Source organism: Alcanivorax limicola (assembly GCF_019931215.1).
GTDB classification, from domain to species: domain Bacteria; phylum Pseudomonadota; class Gammaproteobacteria; order Pseudomonadales; family Alcanivoracaceae; genus Isoalcanivorax; species Isoalcanivorax limicola.
This window is the reverse complement of record NZ_JAIOUB010000004.1, coordinates 209334-228357: the sequence shown is the minus strand read 5'-3', so window position 1 is coordinate 228357 and position 19024 is coordinate 209334. Positions and strand designations below refer to the sequence as shown.

Annotated in this window: 19 protein-coding genes; 6 read left to right on the top strand and 13 right to left on the bottom strand. The window is 61.0% G+C overall.

Features of this window, described 5'->3' with window-relative positions:
* Positions 1-648 carry a response regulator gene (locus tag K8B33_RS13880; RefSeq protein ID WP_223427548.1) on the bottom strand — a complete coding sequence of 216 codons (648 nt, stop codon included), beginning with the start codon at positions 646-648 and terminating at the stop codon, positions 1-3.
* 82 nt (positions 649-730) lie between these two features.
* Positions 731-2707 carry an acetate--CoA ligase gene (gene acs / locus K8B33_RS13875; RefSeq protein WP_396020990.1) on the bottom strand — a complete coding sequence of 659 codons (1977 nt, stop codon included), beginning with the start codon at positions 2705-2707 and terminating at the stop codon, positions 731-733.
* 287 nt (positions 2708-2994) lie between these two features.
* On the opposite strand from acs, the gene K8B33_RS13870 reads away from it, so the two are divergent.
* Entirely contained in the window at positions 2995-4218 is a 1224-nt protein-coding gene (locus tag K8B33_RS13870) for a DcaP family trimeric outer membrane transporter (protein ID WP_223427544.1), read from the top strand.
* A gap of 76 nt (positions 4219-4294) precedes the next feature.
* On the opposite strand, the gene K8B33_RS13865 is transcribed toward K8B33_RS13870, so the two are convergent.
* The 4 genes from K8B33_RS13865 to K8B33_RS13850 form a co-directional block, all read right to left on the bottom strand.
* Positions 4295-4699 carry an ectoine synthase gene (locus tag K8B33_RS13865; RefSeq protein WP_223427542.1) on the bottom strand — a complete coding sequence of 135 codons (405 nt, stop codon included), beginning with the start codon at positions 4697-4699 and terminating at the stop codon, positions 4295-4297.
* A gap of 125 nt (positions 4700-4824) precedes the next feature.
* Positions 4825-6129 carry a diaminobutyrate--2-oxoglutarate transaminase gene (gene ectB / locus K8B33_RS13860; RefSeq protein WP_223427540.1) on the bottom strand — a complete coding sequence of 435 codons (1305 nt, stop codon included), beginning with the start codon at positions 6127-6129 and terminating at the stop codon, positions 4825-4827.
* Positions 6130-6192: 63 nt separating this feature from the next.
* On the bottom strand, positions 6193-6738 hold the full coding sequence (ectA, locus tag K8B33_RS13855) for a diaminobutyrate acetyltransferase (protein WP_223427537.1): 546 nt from the start codon (positions 6736-6738) through the stop codon (positions 6193-6195).
* A gap of 5 nt (positions 6739-6743) precedes the next feature.
* Positions 6744-7262 (bottom strand): MarR family winged helix-turn-helix transcriptional regulator, encoded by a 519-nt coding sequence (locus tag K8B33_RS13850; RefSeq protein ID WP_317846235.1) that lies wholly within the window; start codon positions 7260-7262, stop codon positions 6744-6746.
* Positions 7263-8058: 796 nt separating this feature from the next.
* Here K8B33_RS13850 and folE2 point away from each other — a divergent pair.
* Positions 8059-9015 (top strand): GTP cyclohydrolase FolE2, encoded by a 957-nt coding sequence (folE2, locus tag K8B33_RS13845; RefSeq protein ID WP_223427531.1) that lies wholly within the window; start codon positions 8059-8061, stop codon positions 9013-9015.
* A gap of 40 nt (positions 9016-9055) precedes the next feature.
* Here folE2 and K8B33_RS13840 read toward each other — a convergent pair whose 3' ends face one another.
* The 6 genes from K8B33_RS13840 to thrS all read right to left on the bottom strand — a co-directional run bounded on the left by K8B33_RS13840 (position 9056) and on the right by thrS (position 14352).
* Positions 9056-9484, bottom strand: coding sequence for an acyl-CoA thioesterase (locus K8B33_RS13840; protein WP_223427529.1), 429 nt, complete (start codon positions 9482-9484; stop codon positions 9056-9058).
* Positions 9485-9498: 14 nt separating this feature from the next.
* Positions 9499-10041 (bottom strand): outer membrane beta-barrel protein, encoded by a 543-nt coding sequence (locus tag K8B33_RS13835; protein ID WP_223427526.1) that lies wholly within the window; start codon positions 10039-10041, stop codon positions 9499-9501.
* Between the two features lie 110 nt (positions 10042-10151).
* Positions 10152-10448 (bottom strand): membrane protein insertion efficiency factor YidD, encoded by a 297-nt coding sequence (gene yidD / locus K8B33_RS13830; RefSeq protein ID WP_223427524.1) that lies wholly within the window; start codon positions 10446-10448, stop codon positions 10152-10154.
* 22 nt (positions 10449-10470) lie between these two features.
* On the bottom strand, positions 10471-11880 hold the full coding sequence (cysS, locus tag K8B33_RS13825) for a cysteine--tRNA ligase (protein WP_223427523.1): 1410 nt from the start codon (positions 11878-11880) through the stop codon (positions 10471-10473).
* Positions 11881-11932: 52 nt separating this feature from the next.
* Positions 11933-12385, bottom strand: coding sequence for a phosphoribosyl-AMP cyclohydrolase (hisI, locus tag K8B33_RS13820; protein ID WP_223427522.1), 453 nt, complete (start codon positions 12383-12385; stop codon positions 11933-11935).
* Positions 12386-12435: 50 nt separating this feature from the next.
* On the bottom strand, positions 12436-14352 hold the full coding sequence (gene thrS / locus K8B33_RS13815) for a threonine--tRNA ligase (RefSeq protein WP_223427518.1): 1917 nt from the start codon (positions 14350-14352) through the stop codon (positions 12436-12438).
* A gap of 358 nt (positions 14353-14710) precedes the next feature.
* Between thrS and K8B33_RS13810 the strand changes: the two genes are divergently transcribed.
* The 4 genes from K8B33_RS13810 to K8B33_RS13795 all read left to right on the top strand — a co-directional run bounded on the left by K8B33_RS13810 (position 14711) and on the right by K8B33_RS13795 (position 18364).
* Positions 14711-16006 carry a TonB-dependent receptor gene (locus K8B33_RS13810; protein ID WP_223427517.1) on the top strand — a complete coding sequence of 432 codons (1296 nt, stop codon included), beginning with the start codon at positions 14711-14713 and terminating at the stop codon, positions 16004-16006.
* Positions 16007-16082: 76 nt separating this feature from the next.
* Positions 16083-16970 carry a metal ABC transporter substrate-binding protein gene (locus tag K8B33_RS13805; RefSeq protein WP_223427515.1) on the top strand — a complete coding sequence of 296 codons (888 nt, stop codon included), beginning with the start codon at positions 16083-16085 and terminating at the stop codon, positions 16968-16970.
* A gap of 24 nt (positions 16971-16994) precedes the next feature.
* Entirely contained in the window at positions 16995-17561 is a 567-nt protein-coding gene (locus K8B33_RS13800) for an ATP-binding cassette domain-containing protein (protein WP_223427514.1), read from the top strand.
* The gene (locus tag K8B33_RS13795; RefSeq protein ID WP_223427512.1) at positions 17561-18364 is read left to right on the top strand and encodes a metal ABC transporter permease; all 804 of its coding nucleotides are present in this window, start codon (positions 17561-17563) and stop codon (positions 18362-18364) included. Before K8B33_RS13800 ends, K8B33_RS13795 begins: the two co-directional genes overlap by 1 nt.
* Here the strand turns inward: K8B33_RS13795 and K8B33_RS13790 are convergent.
* A complete protein-coding gene (locus K8B33_RS13790) occupies positions 18355-18975 on the bottom strand; it encodes a DedA family protein (protein WP_223427511.1) in 621 nt (206 codons plus the stop codon). The two genes, K8B33_RS13795 and K8B33_RS13790, sit on opposite strands and share 10 nt — an antisense overlap.
* Positions 18976-19024: the final 49 nt, after the last annotated feature.

The following is a 19024-nucleotide window of genomic DNA, read 5'->3' as shown; positions in this document are numbered from 1 at the left end:
TCAGGTCGGGGTTTCGATGGCGATATCACGCAGCAGCAGCACCGCCTGGGTGCGATTGCGCACCCCGAGTTTGCGCAGGATGGCTGTCATGTGCGCTTTGACGGTGGCTTCCGATACCTCCAGCTCGATGGCGATGACTTTATTGGCCATGCCTTCCAGCAACATACCCAATACTCGGAACTGCTGTGGTGTCAGGCTGCGGATACGCTTGACCAGTTCCTGCTGACTCGCGGAGGCCGCCACGGCGGTGCTGTGGCGTGCCACAGGGGGCAGCCAGGTGTCGCCGCCGAGCACCTGTTTCATGGCATCTGTCATGGTGTCCAGATTGCTGGATTTGGGGATGAAGCCGTTGGCGCCGAAACCGATGGCGCGCTGCATGACGTCGGCTTCATCACTGGCAGAAATGACCACCAGCGGCGTGTTCTGATACTGCTCGCGCAGATAGATAACAGCGGAAAAGCCGTGCGTCCCCGGCATGTGCAGATCAAGCAGCAGCAGACTGAAAGCACGCTGCTGTTCGACCAGCGCTTGCAGCGCCGCCAGAGAGTCGGCTTCTTCAATGGGTGTATCAGGAAACGCTGCCGTTACCGCCTGCCGCAGCGCGGCGCGGAACAAGGGGTGGTCATCAGCGATCAGTATCGGGTCCATGCTTGAGACCATGCCACAAAACGGCGTTACAGGGAAAAGGAAAACGTCGCCGGGTGATGTGCTGCCCGGCGTTGCAAAGACCTCAGTCGGCAGTGGGTCGGTTCATGCGCGATGCGATCAGTTCGGGCACCACCGCCGGATCGGCGAGGGTGGAGACATCGCCCAGGCTGTCATGCTCGTTGGCGGCGATCTTGCGCAGGATGCGGCGCATGATCTTGCCGGAGCGGGTCTTGGGCAGGCCCGGCGCCCACTGAATCAGGTCCGGTGACGCAATCGGGCCGATCTCTCGACGCACCCATTGGCGCAGCTCTTCTCGCAATGGGTCGCTGGCGACGCTGTCATGGGTCAGTGACACAAAAACGTAAATGCCCTGGCCCTTGATGTCGTGGGGGTAGCCCACCACCGCCGCTTCGGCCACGCGGGGGTGCGAGACCAGCGCGGACTCGATTTCCGCGGTGCCCATGCGATGCCCGGACACATTGAGCACATCGTCGACACGTCCGGTAATCCAGTAGTCGCCATCCGCATCACGGCGGGCCCCGTCGCCGGTGCAGTAGCAGCCCGGGAAGGTGGTGAAGTAGGTGTCGGCAAAGCGCTGATGGTCACCCCACAGCGTGCGCATTTGCCCCGGCCAGCTGTCCAGAATCACCAGATTGCCTTCGCCGGGCCCTTCGATGAGCACGCCCTCATTGTCCACCAGCGCGGGCTTGATGCCGAAGAAGGGGCGCATGGCGGCGCCGGGCTTGGTTGCTACCGCGCCGGGCAGCGGCGCGATCATGACGCCGCCGGTTTCCGTTTGCCACCAGGTGTCGGTCAGGGCCGCATGGCCGTGCCCGACCTGATCGTGGAACCAGCGCCAGGCGGACGGGTTGATGGGTTCGCCGGCGGTGGCGAGCAGCTTGAGGCTGTGCCGCGAACTCTTCTCCAGCGGCGCATCGCCGTCTGCCATCAGTGCGCGGATCGCGGTGGGGGCGGTGTACACGGTGTTAACTGCGAACTTGTCGATAATCTGACCCAGTCGGGCGGCGTCCGGGTAGTTGGGCAAGCCTTCGCTCATGACGCAGGTGGCGCCATTGGCGAGCGGCCCGTAGACCAGATACGTGTGGCCGGTGATCCAGCCGATGTCGGCGGTGCACCAGTAAATGTCGCCGGGATGGTAGTCGAAGACCAGCTGGTGGGTCAGGGAGGCATAGACGAGATAGCCGCCGGTGGTGTGCAGCACCCCTTTCGGTTTTCCGGTGGAGCCTGACGTGTAGAGAATGAACAGGGGATCTTCCGCGTTCATACTCACTGGGGCGCAGGTGTCGCTGACTTCGCCCATGGCGTCACGGTAATCGACATCGCGCCCGGCGACCCGGTTGATGCTGGCGCCGGTATGGCGAATCACCAGCACCTTTTCCACCACGCAGGCTTCTTTGCGTTGCAAGGCCTGGTCAACATTGTCCTTGAGTGGAATCTTGCGGCCGCCACGTAAGCCCTCGTCGGCGGTAATTACGACCCGGCTGCCGCAATCTGCTATGCGGCCAGCCAGCGCTTCCGGTGAGAAGCCCCCGAAGACCACGGAATGAATGGCGCCAATGCGCGCGCAGGCCAGCATGGCAAAGATGGCTTCCGGGATCATGGGCAAATACAGCGTCACCCGGTCGCCCCGGCGCACGCCAAGGCTTGTCAGCACGTTGGCGAGTCGGCAGGTTTCCTGATGCAGCATGCGGTAGCTGATTGTCCGGTGGCCTTTTGCCGGATCGGCATGGGGCGTATCCGGCTCCCACAGAATGGCGGGCTGGTCGGCACGTTGTGCCAGATGCCGGTCAATGCAGTTCACACTGGCGTTCAGACTGCCATCGGCAAACCAGCGGCTGTAGAGCTGATCCCGCTGCCATGAGATGTCGCGGACCTGCTGTGGCGTCGTGTCCCAGGTCAGGCGAGCGGCCTGCTCACCCCAGAAGGCATCCGGTGTTTCGATGCTGCGCGCATAGCGTTGCTGGTACTCCTCCTGGCCTATCCAGGCATTGCGCAGAAAGTGATCCTTGACCGGGACCGCGGGCGACTGTTCTTCAATAGCCCGGCCTTCAGTATCCGGGAACGAGGCAGTGCTGTGAGCGGTCATGGGGCGTCTTCTCCGTGAGCTGGCATCAATCAATGAGCACGAGTCTGCGCCGGCACAGGGGTGGGCAGAATTAGACTTTGGTGGCAGTGGCAGAGACTGTCGCAGGCGCAGATTCGCCGGATTCTCTGGGCTTTCGGGCGAGCGAAAACGAGCAGTATCCGGCGTTAGACCTTTTGCCAATATGCGCAGCGTGAAGGGGGAGGTCAGTCTGGATGGAGACAACTCAGGAGGACCAGATAATGAAAACAACCCTGCCTTTTGCTGCGCTCGCAGCAGCGATGACCCTCAGCGCTGCTGCATCAGCACAAACATCTCAGCCACCATCCCAACCACAAAGCGGGCAATCCATGGAAGAGCGCCTGGCGGCGCTTGAGGCACGTCTCGGGGCCACGACCCAGGTGCAGTTCGGCGGCTACATCAAGCTGGATGGCCAGGTCAGCCGCTACACTGACGGTACCCGGGCTACTGCCTTGATCGGCGATGACTTCTTCGTGCCCAGCACTATTCCGGTAGGGGGTGATGGCGGCGGTGTGGTGACCGACTTTCATGCCAAGGAAAGCCGCTTCTGGCTGCGCAGCAGCACTGACACCGACTACGGGGTGCTGGGGGCCTATATCGAGATGGATTTTCTGACCCAATCCATGGGGGATGAACGCATCACCAACAGCTATGCGCCTCGTATCCGTCATGCGTATGCGACATTCGGCGACGTGCTGTTTGGCCAGACCTGGTCTGTATTTTTTGATGTAGCCGCGTTGCCCGATCTGCTCGACTTCGTTGGCCCTGTGGGCACCACACTGGTACGCCAGGCGCAGGTGCGCTACAGCCCTGGACAGTGGGACATTTCGTTGGAAAACCCTTCGTCCACGCTATATGACACCAATAACCTGATTGGCAATCCGGGCACGCTGGATGACAACCGTTATCCGGACCTGGTTGTGCGGTACCGGGTGCCGATGCAGCGTGGCAGCCTGAGCGTCGCCGCCGTGGGGCGTGAGCTGGCCTATCGGGATGGCACCAGTCGTGAAAGCGAATACGGCTACGGCGTGACCGTTGCGAGTAAATGGATGCTGGGCGACACGGGCAACGATATTCGTGCCCAGTTGGTCGGCGGTAAAGGCGTTGGGCGCTATATGGGCCTCAACGCATTCCGTGCCGGTGAAATCGAGGCTGACGGCAGTGTCGAGCTGATCGACACCTGGAGTGCGATGGTGGCGTACCGTCATCTCTGGAGTGATCAATGGCGCTCCAGTGTCGCCTTGTCTGTCGCGGGCGCGGACAATCCCGACACGGTGGCTGCGACAACACCCAAAGCGTACCGCACGAGCCATGTCAATCTGATCTACTCGCCGGCGCCGCGTCTGGATCTCGGTGGTGAGGTGATCTGGGGGCAGCGGGAAAACGAGGACGGTGAGCGCGGCGAAATCGGTCGGGTGCAACTGTCGGCCAAGTTGGCATTCTGATTGGCAAGTGATCCTGCATACAAAAAAAGGGCAGCCCTCGGGCTGCCCTTTTTTATGCGACGTGTCGAAAGACGGATCAGTCCGTGACGGCCTCGGCATCCAGCGCGTAAACACCATTCTCGTCGTGCACTTCCTTGCCATGCAGCGGCGGATTGAAAGCACAGGCCAGTTGCATATCAGAGGTTGCCCGCAACAGGTGCTCATCGTGCTTGTCGAGAATATATACGGTGCCGGGCTTGATCGGGTGGATCTTGCCGTCTGCCAGAGTTTCCACTTCACCTTCGCCGGAAATGCAGTACACGGTTTCCAGATGGTTCTGGTACCAGATATGCGTTTCGGTGCCTGCAAAGATAGTCGTGATGTGAAAGGAGAATCCCATGCCGTCGTCTTTCAGTGACAGTCGCACAGATTCCCAGTTGCCGTTTTCGGCTTTTACCGCGCGATCAGTCGTGCGGGCTTCTTCCAGTGTTCGAACGATCATGGAACGGGCTCCCTGAATCAGGTTGCCTCTCCCGGGAGGTGTAACGCTGCGGTTACGGGAGAGGCAGGGTTGAATCGAATGGCTGCCGGGGCGCAGCGCCCCGGTGTCAGGTCATGCTGAGCGAATCAGGATGCGACGGCAGAGATGCTGCTGCGGCGGTCCTGCTTGATCTTGTCTTTCATGACAATGGCGACGCTCTTCTCAACGATATCCAGGCCGCGCTGCAGGTCCTCTTCCGAGATCGTCAGCGGACACAGCGTCTTGATCACCTGATCATCGGAACCGGAGGTTTCAATGATCAGCTGGTGCCTGAAGCACTCGGAGGTGATCAGGTTGGCGAGTTCGCCCGACTGACACACCAGGCCCTGCATCATGCCGCGGCCGGTGAGATGGAAGAAGTGATCATCATACTGGTTGGCAATGGCGCGGAAGCGCTCTGTAATGATCTCGCCCTTCTTCTTGATCTCGCTGGAGAAGGTGTTGTCGCGCCAGTAGTGATCCAGCGCCGCCGCTGCCGTCACAAACGCCGGGTTGTGACCACGGAAGGTCCCGTTGTGCTCGCCGGGCTTCCAGGTGTCCAGCTCCGGGCGCATCAGCACTACCGCGAAGGGCAGGCCATAGCCGCTCAGTGATTTCGACAGCGTGATGATGTCAGGTTTGATGCCTGCTTCGTCAAAGCTGAAGAAGGTGCCGGTACGGCCGCAGCCGGACTGAATGTCATCCACAATCAACAGCATGTCATGCTTGCGACAGACCTTCTCAAGGTTGCGTAGCCACTCGAAGCTGGCTGCATTGATGCCGCCTTCGCCCTGCACGGTCTCCACGATGACCGCCGCAGGGTGATCGATGCCGGAAGACCCATCGCTGAGCTGCTTGTCGATGTACTCAGTGGTATCAAAGCCGTTGCCCATGTAACCGTCATAGGGCATCACGGTGGCACCGCTCATCTCGACGCCCGCGGCGCCACGATGGTGGCTGTTGCCGGTGACGGCCAGTGACCCCAGGGAAACGCCGTGGAAGCCATTGGTGAAGGTGATGATGTTCGGGCGACCCTTGACGTTACGGGCAATTTTCAGTGCCGCTTCCACCGCGTTGGTGCCGGTGGGGCCGGTGAACTGCACCATGTATTCCATGTTCCGGGGCTTGAGAATCACGTCTTCCAGCATGTTCAGGAAGTTGCGCTTCGCCACCGTGTGCAGGTCCAGGCCGTGCACGATGTAGTCCTCGTTCAGGTAAGCAATCAGCTTTTCCTTGAGCACGGGATTGTTGTGGCCATAGTTCAGCGTGCCGGCGCCGGCGAGAAAGTCCAGATAGGCTGTGCCATCTTCATCATAAAGATAGGAGCCTTTGGCTTTGCTGAAGAGCACCGGAAACGTCCGGGCATAACTTTGTACTTCAGATTCAATACGATCAAAAATTTTGGTATCCATAATCTCGCACCTCCCAATGCGTTGAAATTCTCTAGCGTGTGCGCTTATAGCGCGTGATGAGGCTCAGGCGTCATCACGATTGAACGGGCCGATGCGCAGCAGGTGCTCATCGTTGTGCTCGCCGGCAAAGTGCAGGCGGCTGTCGAAGAAAATGAATTCTTCGGTGGGCATGCGACGCGCATAGGCGAAGCTGCGGAACATACCCCAGGACGCTTCGTTGTCCGGGGTGATGGTGGTTTCGATAAACTGCACGCTTTCGCATTCGTCACGTTGCAGTATCTCTGCCAGCATGCGTTTGGCGAGGCCCTTGCCGCGCGCCTTTTCGTGCACGGCGACCTGCCAGACAAACAGCACATTCTGCTGTTTGGGCGGGATATAGCCGGAGATAAAGCCGACCAGGTCACCGTCCATCTCTGCCGCGACACAGGTGTCGGCAAAGTGGGTGCACTGCAACAGGTTGCAGTAGGTCGAGTTCTCGTCCAGCGGTTTGCACTCGCTGATCAGTTTGTGCAAGCGCGAGCCGTCCTGGCTCTCCGGCTTGCGCAGCGTGATGTTGTCCTGCTGCGCAGCGGCGGGTGTGTCTTTCTGGTCTACCTTGTCTGCAAGCATAGTGATTACTTTCTGGTCGCTTCGGAAAAAGTGTGTTTTGCCGGGGTTTTGGCCGGCGGTTGTGCGCCCGTCTGGCGCTGACGTTGTTCATTGATGTCTGTGGCCGGTTGGGCCCTGTCCATGGCACCCAGATCGAGCACCGGCGAGGCGTCAATGTCGTCCGCGTTCATCATGGCTGCCACGCGCTGCAGTGAGCTCAGTATCAGGGATTGCTCCCAGTCGCTGAGGCTGGCGAACCGCGAGATGAACTCCTCCTGCAGGGGCGTCGGTGCGCGCGCCAGCAGTTCGGTGCCGCTCTCGGTCAGGTGGGCGTACACCCGCCGTTTGTCGGTAGAGCCCCGCAACCGCTGTATCAGCTCGCGCTTTTCCAGGCGGTCGAGGATCGTGGTGATGGTGGCCTGGCTCAGGGAGACCTCATCGGCGATATCGCCCATGGTCATCTCACCCTGGCGGGCGATAGCCTGCATGACCAGGAGTTGCGGGGCGGTCAGCCCGGCAATCTTGCTCAGTCGGCGCGAATACATATCAGTCGCGCGAATGATCCTGCGTAATGCAATCAACACTTCGTCATGCCTCGCCATGTTTGCAGATGCTCTCGACAGTAAGTAATAAGCGTGGATCTTCGATCCGGTCATTTAGTCATGAAACCTTGAAAACTGTACACCAGGCCTTGCCGCGTGCGCCGTGAAAGCAGTGTAAAAAACATTAAACGGCCTGGTGATTCAGGCTTTTCTGGCGCCTCCGTGAACATCTTTTTCAATGAAAACGGGCACATAGCTTAGCGCCATAAAGGTTAGATGTCAAAACAATAGAGGCCTTAACAAATGAACGCCCTGGCAGATCGGGGCTTGGCACAGGCGGCATGCAAAGACCTGATGGTGGTGATAGCCAAATACTGTCGCTGCCTCCAGGGGGCCCGTATTTCGGGCATGGCGCCATGGGCGGCCTGGTTGGCGCATTGCGGGTCATGTGAGGGCGGCTTGAAACCGTGGCCCTTCGGCCCGACTCTTCGCCCCAGTAGTGCTTTGCCCGGCGATTCCCTGTGCAGCCAGCTCCGGGGCGCGTAGCGCAGGTAATCCCCCAAGGAAAGTCGGTCAATATATCGACGCTTTTCTGGTAGACTTGCCGGCCCCCGAGTAACCAGTGCAGCCGCGGCTTTCAGTGCCAGTGTTGGCCTGGTGTGGCCCAGGCAGATATGGGCTGTCCGGGCGGAGCGCATTGCCAGAGTGGCGGACACCAGAGACGGTGTTCCCTGAGCGCCCATATCGCAAAGACTGCCCGCCACGACTGCGGGTTAGCCCGTGACAGACGGAGATCCAGATGAAACGCGAAAACGGTGCAGCAGTGCACACCATGCCGGACGTAGCCAGTACGGCAACCCGCAAGATCCATTCGAAACTCGACTGGGTCGGCATGAGCGAGATCCATTTGCCGGCGCGAGTCAGCGACAGCGTCCATGGTGAGCGGCCTGTGAGCACGTCCATTCAGGCGTATGTCAATCTGGAAGACACCAGTGCCCGTGGCATTCACATGTCTCGCCTGTATCTGATGCTGGAGGAGACCTTCGGCGATCATGGCGTCAGCGCGATATCCATCGAGGCGCTGCTGCGCAACTTCCTGTCCTCCCACGAAGGGCTGAGTTCGCGCGCTTTTGTGAAGCTGGATTTCGAATATTCGGTGCGCCGTCGTTCCCTGAAGAGTAACTATGCAGGCTGGAAAAGCTATCCGGTGACACTGACCGGAACCCTGTGCGACAACAATCTCAGCATCGAGTTGTCGGTAGAAGTGCCTTACTCATCCACCTGCCCCTGCTCCGCGGCACTGGCGCGGCAACTGATTCAGGATGCGTTCCGGGAGCAGTTTGGCGATGTCGGTACGATCAATGCCGAGCAGGCTGCGGAGTGGCTGGGCACGGAGCAGGGCATCGTGGCAACGCCGCACAGCCAGCGCTCTGTCGCACAGGTGCGCGTGTTGCTGGATCATGCCGAGGATCGCGCGTTTCCCATCACCGCGATGATCGACCTGATCGAAGGCGCGCTGAAAACACCAGTGCAGACAGCGGTGAAGCGGGAAGACGAACAGGAATTTGCACGCCTTAATGGCCAGAACCTGATGTTCTGTGAAGATGCAGCACGGCGTTTGCAGGAAGTGCTGGATGCTGAGACGGAGTACAAGGACTTCTGGTTGCGGGTGAATCATCTTGAGAGCTTGCACGCTCACAACGCCGTGGCGATTGTCACCAAGAACGTTGAGGGGGGCTATCTGCCGATTCCCTGACGGCGCCGCGCAACGCGTCCCGTAGCCTTGCGCAGGATTGTTAACGCAAGCGCTTCAGCAGATTGTCCGGCAGGGGGTGAGAGCGGTGTGTGCCAATCTTGGCGCACACCCAGATGATCTCGCCCCGGCTGAGGCATTCATCCTCACCCTCGCGAAACACCGCCAGTTCCCAGGTCAGGCTGGTGCGCCCGATACGTCCCGGGCGCACGGCAATATCAATGACCTCATCGAACCGGATCGGCCCCAGATATTCCACGGATGACTTGATCAGATGGAAGTCCATCTGTTGCTCGGCCACCATGGCGTGATAGTCGAACTCCAGCTCGCGCAGGTATTCGTTCAGCGCGACATCGAAATAGGTCAGGTAGTGAGCATTGAAGACCACCCCCTGCGCATCAATTTCAGAGTAGCGCACGCGCAGAGGGTGGCTATAGGGATAGTCGTCGCGCTTCGTCACCGTTTCCGTCACAGGCTGCTCAGTGCTCAGAATCGGCCACCAACGCCGATCGTGACATTGCTCAGCTGGCTGCTGCTGCGGTCTACCGCGCGCAGGTATTCCAGCGTCAGATAAATATTGCGATCCAGGTCCACATCAACGCCAAGGCCCATCGAGACATCCTGATAGGAGCGGCTGCGGCTGCTGAGATGACGCTCTGTGGTTTCGGCGCGGGTGGCGCCGAACAGGCCGTAGGGACGCACCGGGACGGTATTCGGGAACTGCGCACGCAGGTAGGCGCCGTAGTAGCGGTTCAGCTCGACCTTGCGGCGGGTGCTGTCTTCGAAGGTAATGCGGTCGCTGCCGACGCCCAGTGCGATGCGGCCCTCGGCACCCAGCGTCTGCTGCGGGTTGATCCAGCCGCCAAACGAAAATTGCAGCGCTTCGACGCTGGCATCATTGCTCGCACCGCGGGGCTCCAGGCTGCCGAAGGCATAGCCGAGAGAAACAAAGCCTGCCCCCTGAGCCAGTGAGGGGCTCGCCAGGGCCAGCAGGGAAAGCGCCAGTGCGGCACGCAGGACAATTTTCATGATGACTCCGTTTGCTTACTGAGCTGGGTTTGCTTACTGAGCTGAATGTTGCTGTGTCGAGACAGCATGCATCGCATTGTAGCGGACTTTGCCGAGCGGGCGAAGCAGTGTCAGTCTTCACTCACGCGGCTCTTTTCAGCGGTGTGTTCAGAGGTGTGCTCAGCGACGGTATCGTCGTCGGAGGGCAGTGATGTGCCCGGTACAGGATCGAAGCCGCCCGGGTGCCAGGGGTGGCACTTGCACAGGCGTTTTGCGGCCAGATAACTGCCTTTGCAACTGCCATGATGCGTGATGGCCTGTTTGGCATACTCGGAACAGGTCGGATAGAAGCGACACTGATTGCCGATCCAGGGGCTGAGCAGGAACTGATAGCCCTTGATCAGCCATAGCAGCAGGCGTTTTATCATGGCAACGCTCTCGGCGGCGAGATCACTTGCGCGACCAGCGGGTACCCTCGCGGGTGTCTTCCAGGGCGATACCGGCCGCATCCAGTTCTGCCCGGATGGCGTCAGCGCGAGCAAAATCCCGGGCCTTTTTGGCGTCGCGACGTGCCGCAATCAGGGCGTCGATGGCGTCAGCGCTGAGCGCGTCCTCTCCTGCATTCTCTCCCGCATTCCCACCTGGTTTGGCGCGCTGGAACCAGGCGGATGGCTCCGCCTCAAGCAGGCCCAGCATGGCACCTGCCGCCAGCAGCTCGGCCTTCAGGTGCGGCTTCTCTTCAGGCGCGGCACGATTGAGCGCGCCCGCAATCCGGTGCAGAACGCTGATGGCTTCCGGCGTATTCAGGTCGTCACACAGCGCCTGGATCAGTGGATGGCCATCGGGCAGTTGATAACCCGGCTCCGGAATGATCGCGGCGTCCCGGCCCAGTAGTGCGTAGTAGAGGCTGTCCAGTGTCGAAGCTGCCTGCTCCAGCAGTTCCTCACTGAAGTTGAGCGGTGAGCGGTACTGGGCTGAGAGCAGTGCAAAGCGCAATACCTCGCCGGGATAGCGCTTCAGCAGCTCACGCACCAGGCGGAAGTTGCCCAGGGATTTGGACATCTTCTCGCCATCAATATTGATGTAGCCGTTGTGCAGCCAGTAACGCACATATTCAGTGCCGTGGGCGCAGCAGCCCTGGGCAATTTCGTTTTCATGGTGCGGGAAAATCAGATCCTGGCCGCCGCCATGGATGTCGATCACGGGGCCCAGATGGCGGCCGATCATTGCCGAACATTCAATGTGCCAGCCCGGCCGGCCGCGGCCCCAGGGTGACTCCCAGCCAGGCTGGTCGTCACTGCTGGGCTTCCAGAGCACGAAGTCGCCGGCGTAGCGCTTGTAGGGCGCCACTTCGACACGGGCCCCCGCAAGCATGTCTTCCAGCGAGCGCCCCGACAATTTGCCGTAGTCGGGCATGCTTTCGACAGCGAACAGCACATGGCCTTCCGCCGCGTAAGCGTGCCCCTTGCCAATCAGTGTTTCGATCATGGCGATCATGTCGTCGACGTGGTCGGTAGCGTGCGGGACGATTGTCGGGGGCAGTGCGTGCAGTGCCCGCATGTCCTCCTCGAACGCGGCGCTGAACCGGTCAGTGATGGCGCTGATCGGTTCGCCAGCGTCTGCGGCGGCCTTCATGATCTTGTCGTCGATATCGGTAATGTTGCGGGCGTAAATGACTTTCGGATACAGCCGCTGCAGCAAACGGAACAGCACATCAAACGCCACCACCGGCCGGGCATTGCCGATGTGCACATAGTTGTAGACCGTCGGGCCGCACACATAGAGCGTGATGCATGTCGGGTCCAGGGGCACAAAAGGCGCTTTGTGGCCGGTCAGTGTGTTGTGCAGTGTCAGTGTCATACGTCAGTCAACTTTGATTCGGTCCGTCGGGCTGCGCTCAGTCGGGCTGCGCTCAGCCGGGTGTTTTGTCCGGATACAGTGCTGCGGGATCGATCAGCGGCGCCTTGTCCAGCACCAGTGTATCGGCGTCCGCGCGCCAGAAGAAACAGTCACGCCGCCCCGTGTGGCAGGCCGGTCCGGTCTGGTCCACCTTGAGTAACACGGTGTCACCGTCGCAGTCGAGGCGCAACGTCACCAGTGCTTGTGTCTGGCCCGAGGACTCACCTTTGCGCCACAGCTGTTTGCGCGAACGCGACCAGTAACAGACCCGGCCAGTGCGCAGGGTCTCTTCAATGGCTTCGCGGTTCATCCATGCCATCATCAGTATTTCACCGGTATCGTGCTGCTGGGCGATGGCCGGCACGAGGCCATCGCTGTTCCAGCACAGATGGTCGAGGGCTTCGGCCAGCGGCAGTGTAAAGCCGGCGCTCTGCTGCTCATTGTCCTTGAAATACGTGTCTGTCATGGCGTGCTGTCCTGTTCATTGCATGCGGCCTGTTACGCGCAGCGTCGGGCTCAGACCGGCAGACGTGTCGCGGCGGCAAGCTGCGCGACTGCCTCGTCGAGACCGATCACTTCGGTGTCGCGGCTGCCCAGGCGACGAATGGCCACCTTGCGCTCGCTGGCCTCCTGCTCGCCGAGCACGAAGATCACCGGCACCTTGCTGCTGGAGTGCTCGCGTACCTTGTAGCCGATCTTTTCGTTGCGCAGGTCCAGTGTGGTTTCTACGCCGGCAGCCTTGAGTGCAGCGTCGACTTCCTGTGCGTAGCCATCCACGGCATTGGTAATGGTGCAGATCGCCACCGGCAGCGGGGTCAGCCACAGCGGCAGATGCCCGGCGGTGGATTCGATCACGATACCCAGGAAACGCTCGAGCGACCCCAGCACGGCGCGGTGCAGCATGACCGGGCGGCGGCGTGAGCTGTCTTCTGCCACGTACTCGGCATCCAGGCGTTCAGGCAGAACGAAATCCACCTGTAGCGTGCCGCATTGCCAGTCGCGGCCAATGGCGTCGCGCAACGCAAACTCCAGTTTCGGGCCATAGAAAGCACCTTCACCAGGGTTCAGGGTGTATTCCAGGCCGACACTTTCCACGGCGGCTTTCAATGCGCCTTCCGCCTTGTCCCAGGTTTCATTCGAACCGGCGCGATTCTCGGGCCGGTCGGAGAATTTCACCTGCACATCGTGGAAGCCGAAATCAGCATAGACTTCCCGCAGCATGGTGATGAAGTTGGCGGTCTCTTCATTGATCTGGTCTTCGGTACAGAAGATGTGCGCATCATCCTGGCCAAAGGTTCGGGCCCGCATCAGACCATGCAGGGCGCCGTGCGCCTCATTGCGGAACAGGGTGGTGAATTCGCCCAGCCGGATCGGCAGGTCCCGGTAGCTCTTCAGGCCCTGGTTGAAGATCTGCACGTGCCCCGGGCAGTTCATCGGCTTGATGGCCATGTCCCGGTGATCGTGGGTGCAGACGGTAAACATGTCGTCGCCGTACTTGTCCCAGTGACCGGAGGCCTCCCAGAGTTTGCGGTCCATCATCTGCGGTGTGCTGACTTCCTGGTACCCATTGCGCTCCATCTTGCCGCGAATGTAGTTCTCCAGGGTGCGCCGCAGGCGCCAGCCGCGCGGGTGCCAGAACATGCTGCCCACGGCTTCTTCCTGTTGATGGAACAGCCCCATCTCGCGTCCCAGCTTGCGGTGGTCGCGTTTCTCGGCTTCCTCGATCTGCTTGAGGTAGGCGGCGAGCTCGTTCTTGTCACGCCAGGCAGTACCGTAGATGCGCTGCAGCTGGGGGTTGTTGCTGTCGCCGCGCCAGTAGGCCCCGGCGACCTTGGTCAATTTGAAGCCGTCGCCCAGCTTGCTGGTGGCGGGCAGGTGCGGGCCCCGGCACAGGTCAATGAAGTTGCCCTGGCGATACAGGCTCACTTCTTCGCCCGCCGGCAGATCACCGATGATTTCGGCCTTGAACGTCTCGCCCTGCTCCAGGAAGAAGCGGATGGCCTCGTCCCGGTCCCAGACTTCCCGGCGGATATCTTCATTGCGCCGCACGATCTCCTGCATGCGCTTCTCGATGGCCTTGAGATCCTCCGGCGTGAAGGGCTGCTCGCGGTGGAAGTCGTAGTAGAAGCCATTCTCGATGGTCGGCCCGATGGTCACCTGGGTGCCGGGAAACAGCTCCTGCACCGCCTCGGCCATGATGTGCGCGGCGTCGTGACGGATCAGCTCCAGGCCATCTTCATGCTCCCGGGTGATGATCTCGACGGTCGTGCCCCCCGGTATCGTCAGATAGATATCGGTGAGTTTGCCGTCCACCTTGATGGCAAGCGCCTGCTTGGCCAGCTTTTTGCTGATGCGCGCGGCGATATCCAGGCCGGAGGCCGGTGCGTCGAAGATCATGTCTGCCCCATCGGGCAAGCGATACGAGATGCTCATGAGGATGCTGGTCAGTCCGCTGTTGACGAAAAAGGAGAAGGATTGTCCCACACATGGGAAATGGTAGGAACTCGCTATGACTGCCGCAAGGCAAACAGGCACAGTCGAATCGCTCCGCAAGCCCGCCCGGCTTGCTTTCATTACTTGCTTCTGACAAATGTTATATGATAACAATGGCGCCCGTAAAACAATCTTCATCCGGGATGCTCATTTTGGCGAGTGGCGTGGCGAAAACGCTGCAATGAGCGGCTGCGAGCCAATGGGGGCGCCCGGGAGCTGAGCAAGCGGCGTCTGTCTGAACAGTTCGAACAGCTGAATGGCTTGAACACAGACGCCCGACCAACATCGAGGGATCATCGTGAGCACACACAATCTACTGGCTGTTGCCATTGCCGCAGCACTGGGCACCGCCGTTGCCCCGGCGCTGGCCGAAGAAACACGTCAGGACCTGGGGGCCACCGGCATAGACCGTGCCCGTGCCGTCAGCGCGGGCACGCAGTTCAATCCACAGATATCCGTGATTCTGGATGGCGTTTACTACAACCGCTCCCGGGACGTCGAGGCGCCTGCCGGATTCGAGGGGGGTCATGACCACGGCCATGATCACGGTGATGATGGGCTTTCCGAGGGCTTCAATCTGCGTGAAACGGAAATCACGCTCAGCGCGTCGATCGACAACTATCTCGATGGTGTCGTGACGCTGGCGCTGGAGGGCGATAGTGGTATCGAGGTGGAAGAGGCTTACCTGCTGACCCGCACATTGCCGGCGGGCCTGCAGGTCAAGGCGGGGCGTTTCCTGTCGGATATCGGCTATATCAACCGCCAACATCCCCATGATTGGCTGTTTGTCGATCGTCCGCTGGTCAGTGAACTGCTGTTTGGTGAGCACGGCCTGCAGGATAACGGCCTGCAATTGGCCTGGCTTGCACCAACACCGTTCTACAGCCGTCTGGGCGTCGAGGTGCTGCAAGGCCAGGAAGGGTTTGCCAGCTATATCGGCGAGGATGATTTTGAAGAGAAGTCCGGACCGCGCCTGGTGACTGCCTTCGCCAAGGTCTCTCCCGATACCGGGTTCAATCATGCGACCCAGTTCGGCATCTCTGGCGGTTATGCCGATGCATTCCAGCGCCAGGAAGAGCACAGCTCCGGCCGGGTCGAGAACGTGGACGGTAACGCCTGGTTTGCCGGCGTTGATGCGGTCTACAAGTATGATGCAGGCGGCCAGCAGGGCCATGGCAACTGGGTCATTCAGGGCGAGTACTATTTCCGCGAGGTCGAAGCCGATTACGCAAACATCGACGGCGGTGGCGTGTTGCTGGATGAATTCTTTTCGCGCTCACGGCAGGACGGCCTCTACGTGCAGGCAGTCTATGGTGTCGCGCCGCGCTGGAATGCCGGTCTGCGTGCCGAGGCGGTTGGCCTGAAGAACAAGAGCCTGGAGGCAAACGGTGCGCGCAACAACTTCGAGAGTTTTGACACCTCGTACCGTTATGCGGCCCAGGTTTCCTTCGCGCCCACCGAGTTCTCGCGGTTGCGTGCTCAGGTCAACTACAATGATTTCGCCCATGATGATGGCGATCATGCCCATGACGCCTGGGAATTCATGCTGCAGTACAATGTGAGCCTGGGTGCTCACGGTGCCCATCAGTTCTGATGTGGTTCGGGTGCTCGCGTCCGCGGGCACCCTTTCTCTCTCGCTCTGCGCCACCTCGTTTTTTCGGAGATTGATCATGCCACGTGTTGTCTTGCTCCTGGTGCTGCTGTTGCTGGCGCCCCTGGCCAGTGCGCTGAACATCGCGGCCACGAGTACGAACATGGCGATGCTGAGTGAGGCGGTCGGCGGGGAGCATGTATCCGTGACGGTCATGGCACCGCCAGATCGCGATATTCACCATCTGGATGTGCGCCCCAACATGATGGTTGCCCTGCGCCGCGCGGACATCGTCGTGTCGGTGGGGGCCGAGCTGGAAGTGGGTTGGCTGCCGCCGGCCATTCAGAGTGCGGGCAACTCCGGGATCAATCCGGGGCGGCAGGGTTACTTTGAAGCGGCGGCCCAGGTGCCGTTGATGGATCAGAAACCGGATGCGGATCGTTCCATGGGCGATGTGCATCCCATGGGCAATCCGCATGTTTACCTTGACCCGTTGCGCATGGGCGACATCGCCGAGGCGCTGGCGGCCCGCATGGCGGCATTGGCGCCGGAGCACGCGGCCGTGTTCAAGGCAAACGCGGCTGCGTTCCGGGAGACCATGGTGCGTCACGCTGCGGACTGGCGCACGCAGGCGGTTGGTGCGCCGGGCGTGGTATTATTTCACCACGATGCCGGGTACCTGCTGCGATTGCTGGATGTGCCGGTGTTGGGATATCTGGAGCCAGTGCCTGGCGTGCCGCCTACGGGGCGACATCTCAACGCGCTGGTGAGCGAGTTGCGCGGGCAACAGGGTGTGATGATCGCCAATCCCTGGCACGGCAGCAGAGGGCCGGAATTCATCCGGCGAGAGCTGGGCTGGCCGGTTCATGTGCTGCCGACCAATGTGCCGGTGGGGGGCGATGTGGACGACTATGTTGCACTGCTGCAGCAGTGGGTTGATGCGCTGGCTTCGTCCGGGGCGCCCTGAAAACAGGTCTTATACAGGACATTTATGACAGATCAGGCCCTGCTCCGATTGCAAGACATTGAAGCGGGATACCAAAGGCCCCTCGTGGGGCCTTTGTCGTTTGCGGTGAACCCGGGCGAAGTGGTGGTGCTCCAGGGCGCCAATGGCGCCGGTAAAAGCACGCTGTTGCGCGCACTGACCGGTCAGGCGCGTGTGTTCGCGGGCAGCCAGTGGCGCTGCCCCGGCGTCAGTATCGGCTATCAGTGTCAGCACAGCCCGCTGCCGGCGGAGCTGCCCGTGACCGGCGCCGAGTTCCTGCGCGCCGCGGATGCTGACATGGCGGCGTTGCCGGAGCGGCTGCATGATCTGTTGCCCTTGCGGCTGGATCATCTCAGCGGCGGGCAGTGGCAGTTGCTGCGCGTCTGGGCGGTGCTGGCACAACCCGCACGGCTGGTGATGCTGGATGAGCCGACCAACAATCTGGACCCGGAAGGCGAGGCGTTGCTGCGCGATGCGTTGCTCGGGCTGGCGCCGGATCGCGGCGTGCTGCTGGTCTGTCATGAAACCGAATTTGTCGCGGGCGTGGCAGCGCGCAAGGTCGAGGTGGGCTGATGGATCTGCTTTTCGAGCCGATGTTTCGCGTGCCGTTTGTCACCGGATTACTGCTGGCGCTGTTGTTGCCCGTGGTGGGTGTGTTGGCGCGGCTACGCAACGAGTGGCTGGCGGCGCTGGGCTTCGCACATCTGGCAGGTGCTGGCGGTGCGCTGGGTAGCTTGTTGCTGCTGCCGGTACTGCCTGCGGCAGTGCTCTGCGCCATCGCCGGTGTCATGGCGCGGGCGCTGTGGCAGCGCAGCGGTAACGATCTGTACGCCTTGATGATTCTGGGGGGCTGGTCGGTGATGGTGCTGGCCGCCGCCGTATCTCGCCATGCCAGTTCTCTGGGGCAGATGCTGGTGGATGGGCAGCTCTATTTTACGCGCTGGCCGTATTTGCTCTCGGCGCTGGTGCTGATGCTGGTGGCGCTGCCGTGCCTGCTCTGGTTGATGCGCCGATTACTGCGCTTGTCCTTGCTGCCCTGGCAGGATCAGGCCAACGGCTATCCGGTCAGACGGGTCGTCCTGCTGTTCAATGTGCTGTTGGCATTGAGCGTGGCGCTTGCCGCCATGGTGATGGGCGTGATGGCGACCTTTGCGTTGCTGTTCCTGCCAGCCTGGGTGGCTTTCGGGGTGGCGGCAAGCTGGCGCCAGGCGTGGCTGTTCGCGGCATTGCTGGGCGGGGTGGGGTATCTGCTGGCCTTTGTGGCGGCGTTATTGCTGGATATGCCCTTCGGCCCGGTGCTGACGGCCGTGCTGTGTTTGTCGGTGCTGCTGCGCCTGCGGGCTTCAGGGCAGGCTGCTGAGGCGAGTCACAACTGATTGCGGCGCCAGCGATCCATGCTGATGGCGCCGACCGCCACGATCAGCGATACCAGCAGCAAGCCGCCGGATATCTTGACCGCCTGTTCGGCATCGAAGCCGGAGGTGAGGGTCATCAGCGCGCCGCCGCCGAGCCACATCAGTGTCCAGAGCACGCCAGCCGCTGCATTGAAGGCACGGAAACGCGGTAACGGCATGGCCAGCATGCCGGCCACGGCAGGTACTGTGGGTCTCAGGGGCTTGCTGAACCGCCCCAGCAGAATGCTCTTGCCACCGTGGCGCAGAATGAAGGCGCGGCTGCGCGTCAGCAGAACCGGATATCGGCTGAACGGCCAGGTATCGGGGAGGCGGTCGCTGAGATGCCTGCCGAGTCGGTAGTTGGCCTCGCCGCCGAGAATGGCCCCGGCGATGGCGCCCGCAAAAGCGGGTACCGGGGCAGCAACGCCAGACCCCACCAGCGCGCCTGCGGACAACAGCACTGTCGCGGCGGGCAGGAAATAGCCGATCCCCATGAGTGCCTCGAAAAACAGCAACAGGAACAGGATGAGCGCGACATAGCCCGCGTTGGCAGTGATGAAAACGGCGATATTGGCAGGATCAAAAAAATTCATCGCAGGCAGGCAGGGCTATGACGCTACAAGGGGAAGCAGGGTAGCACGA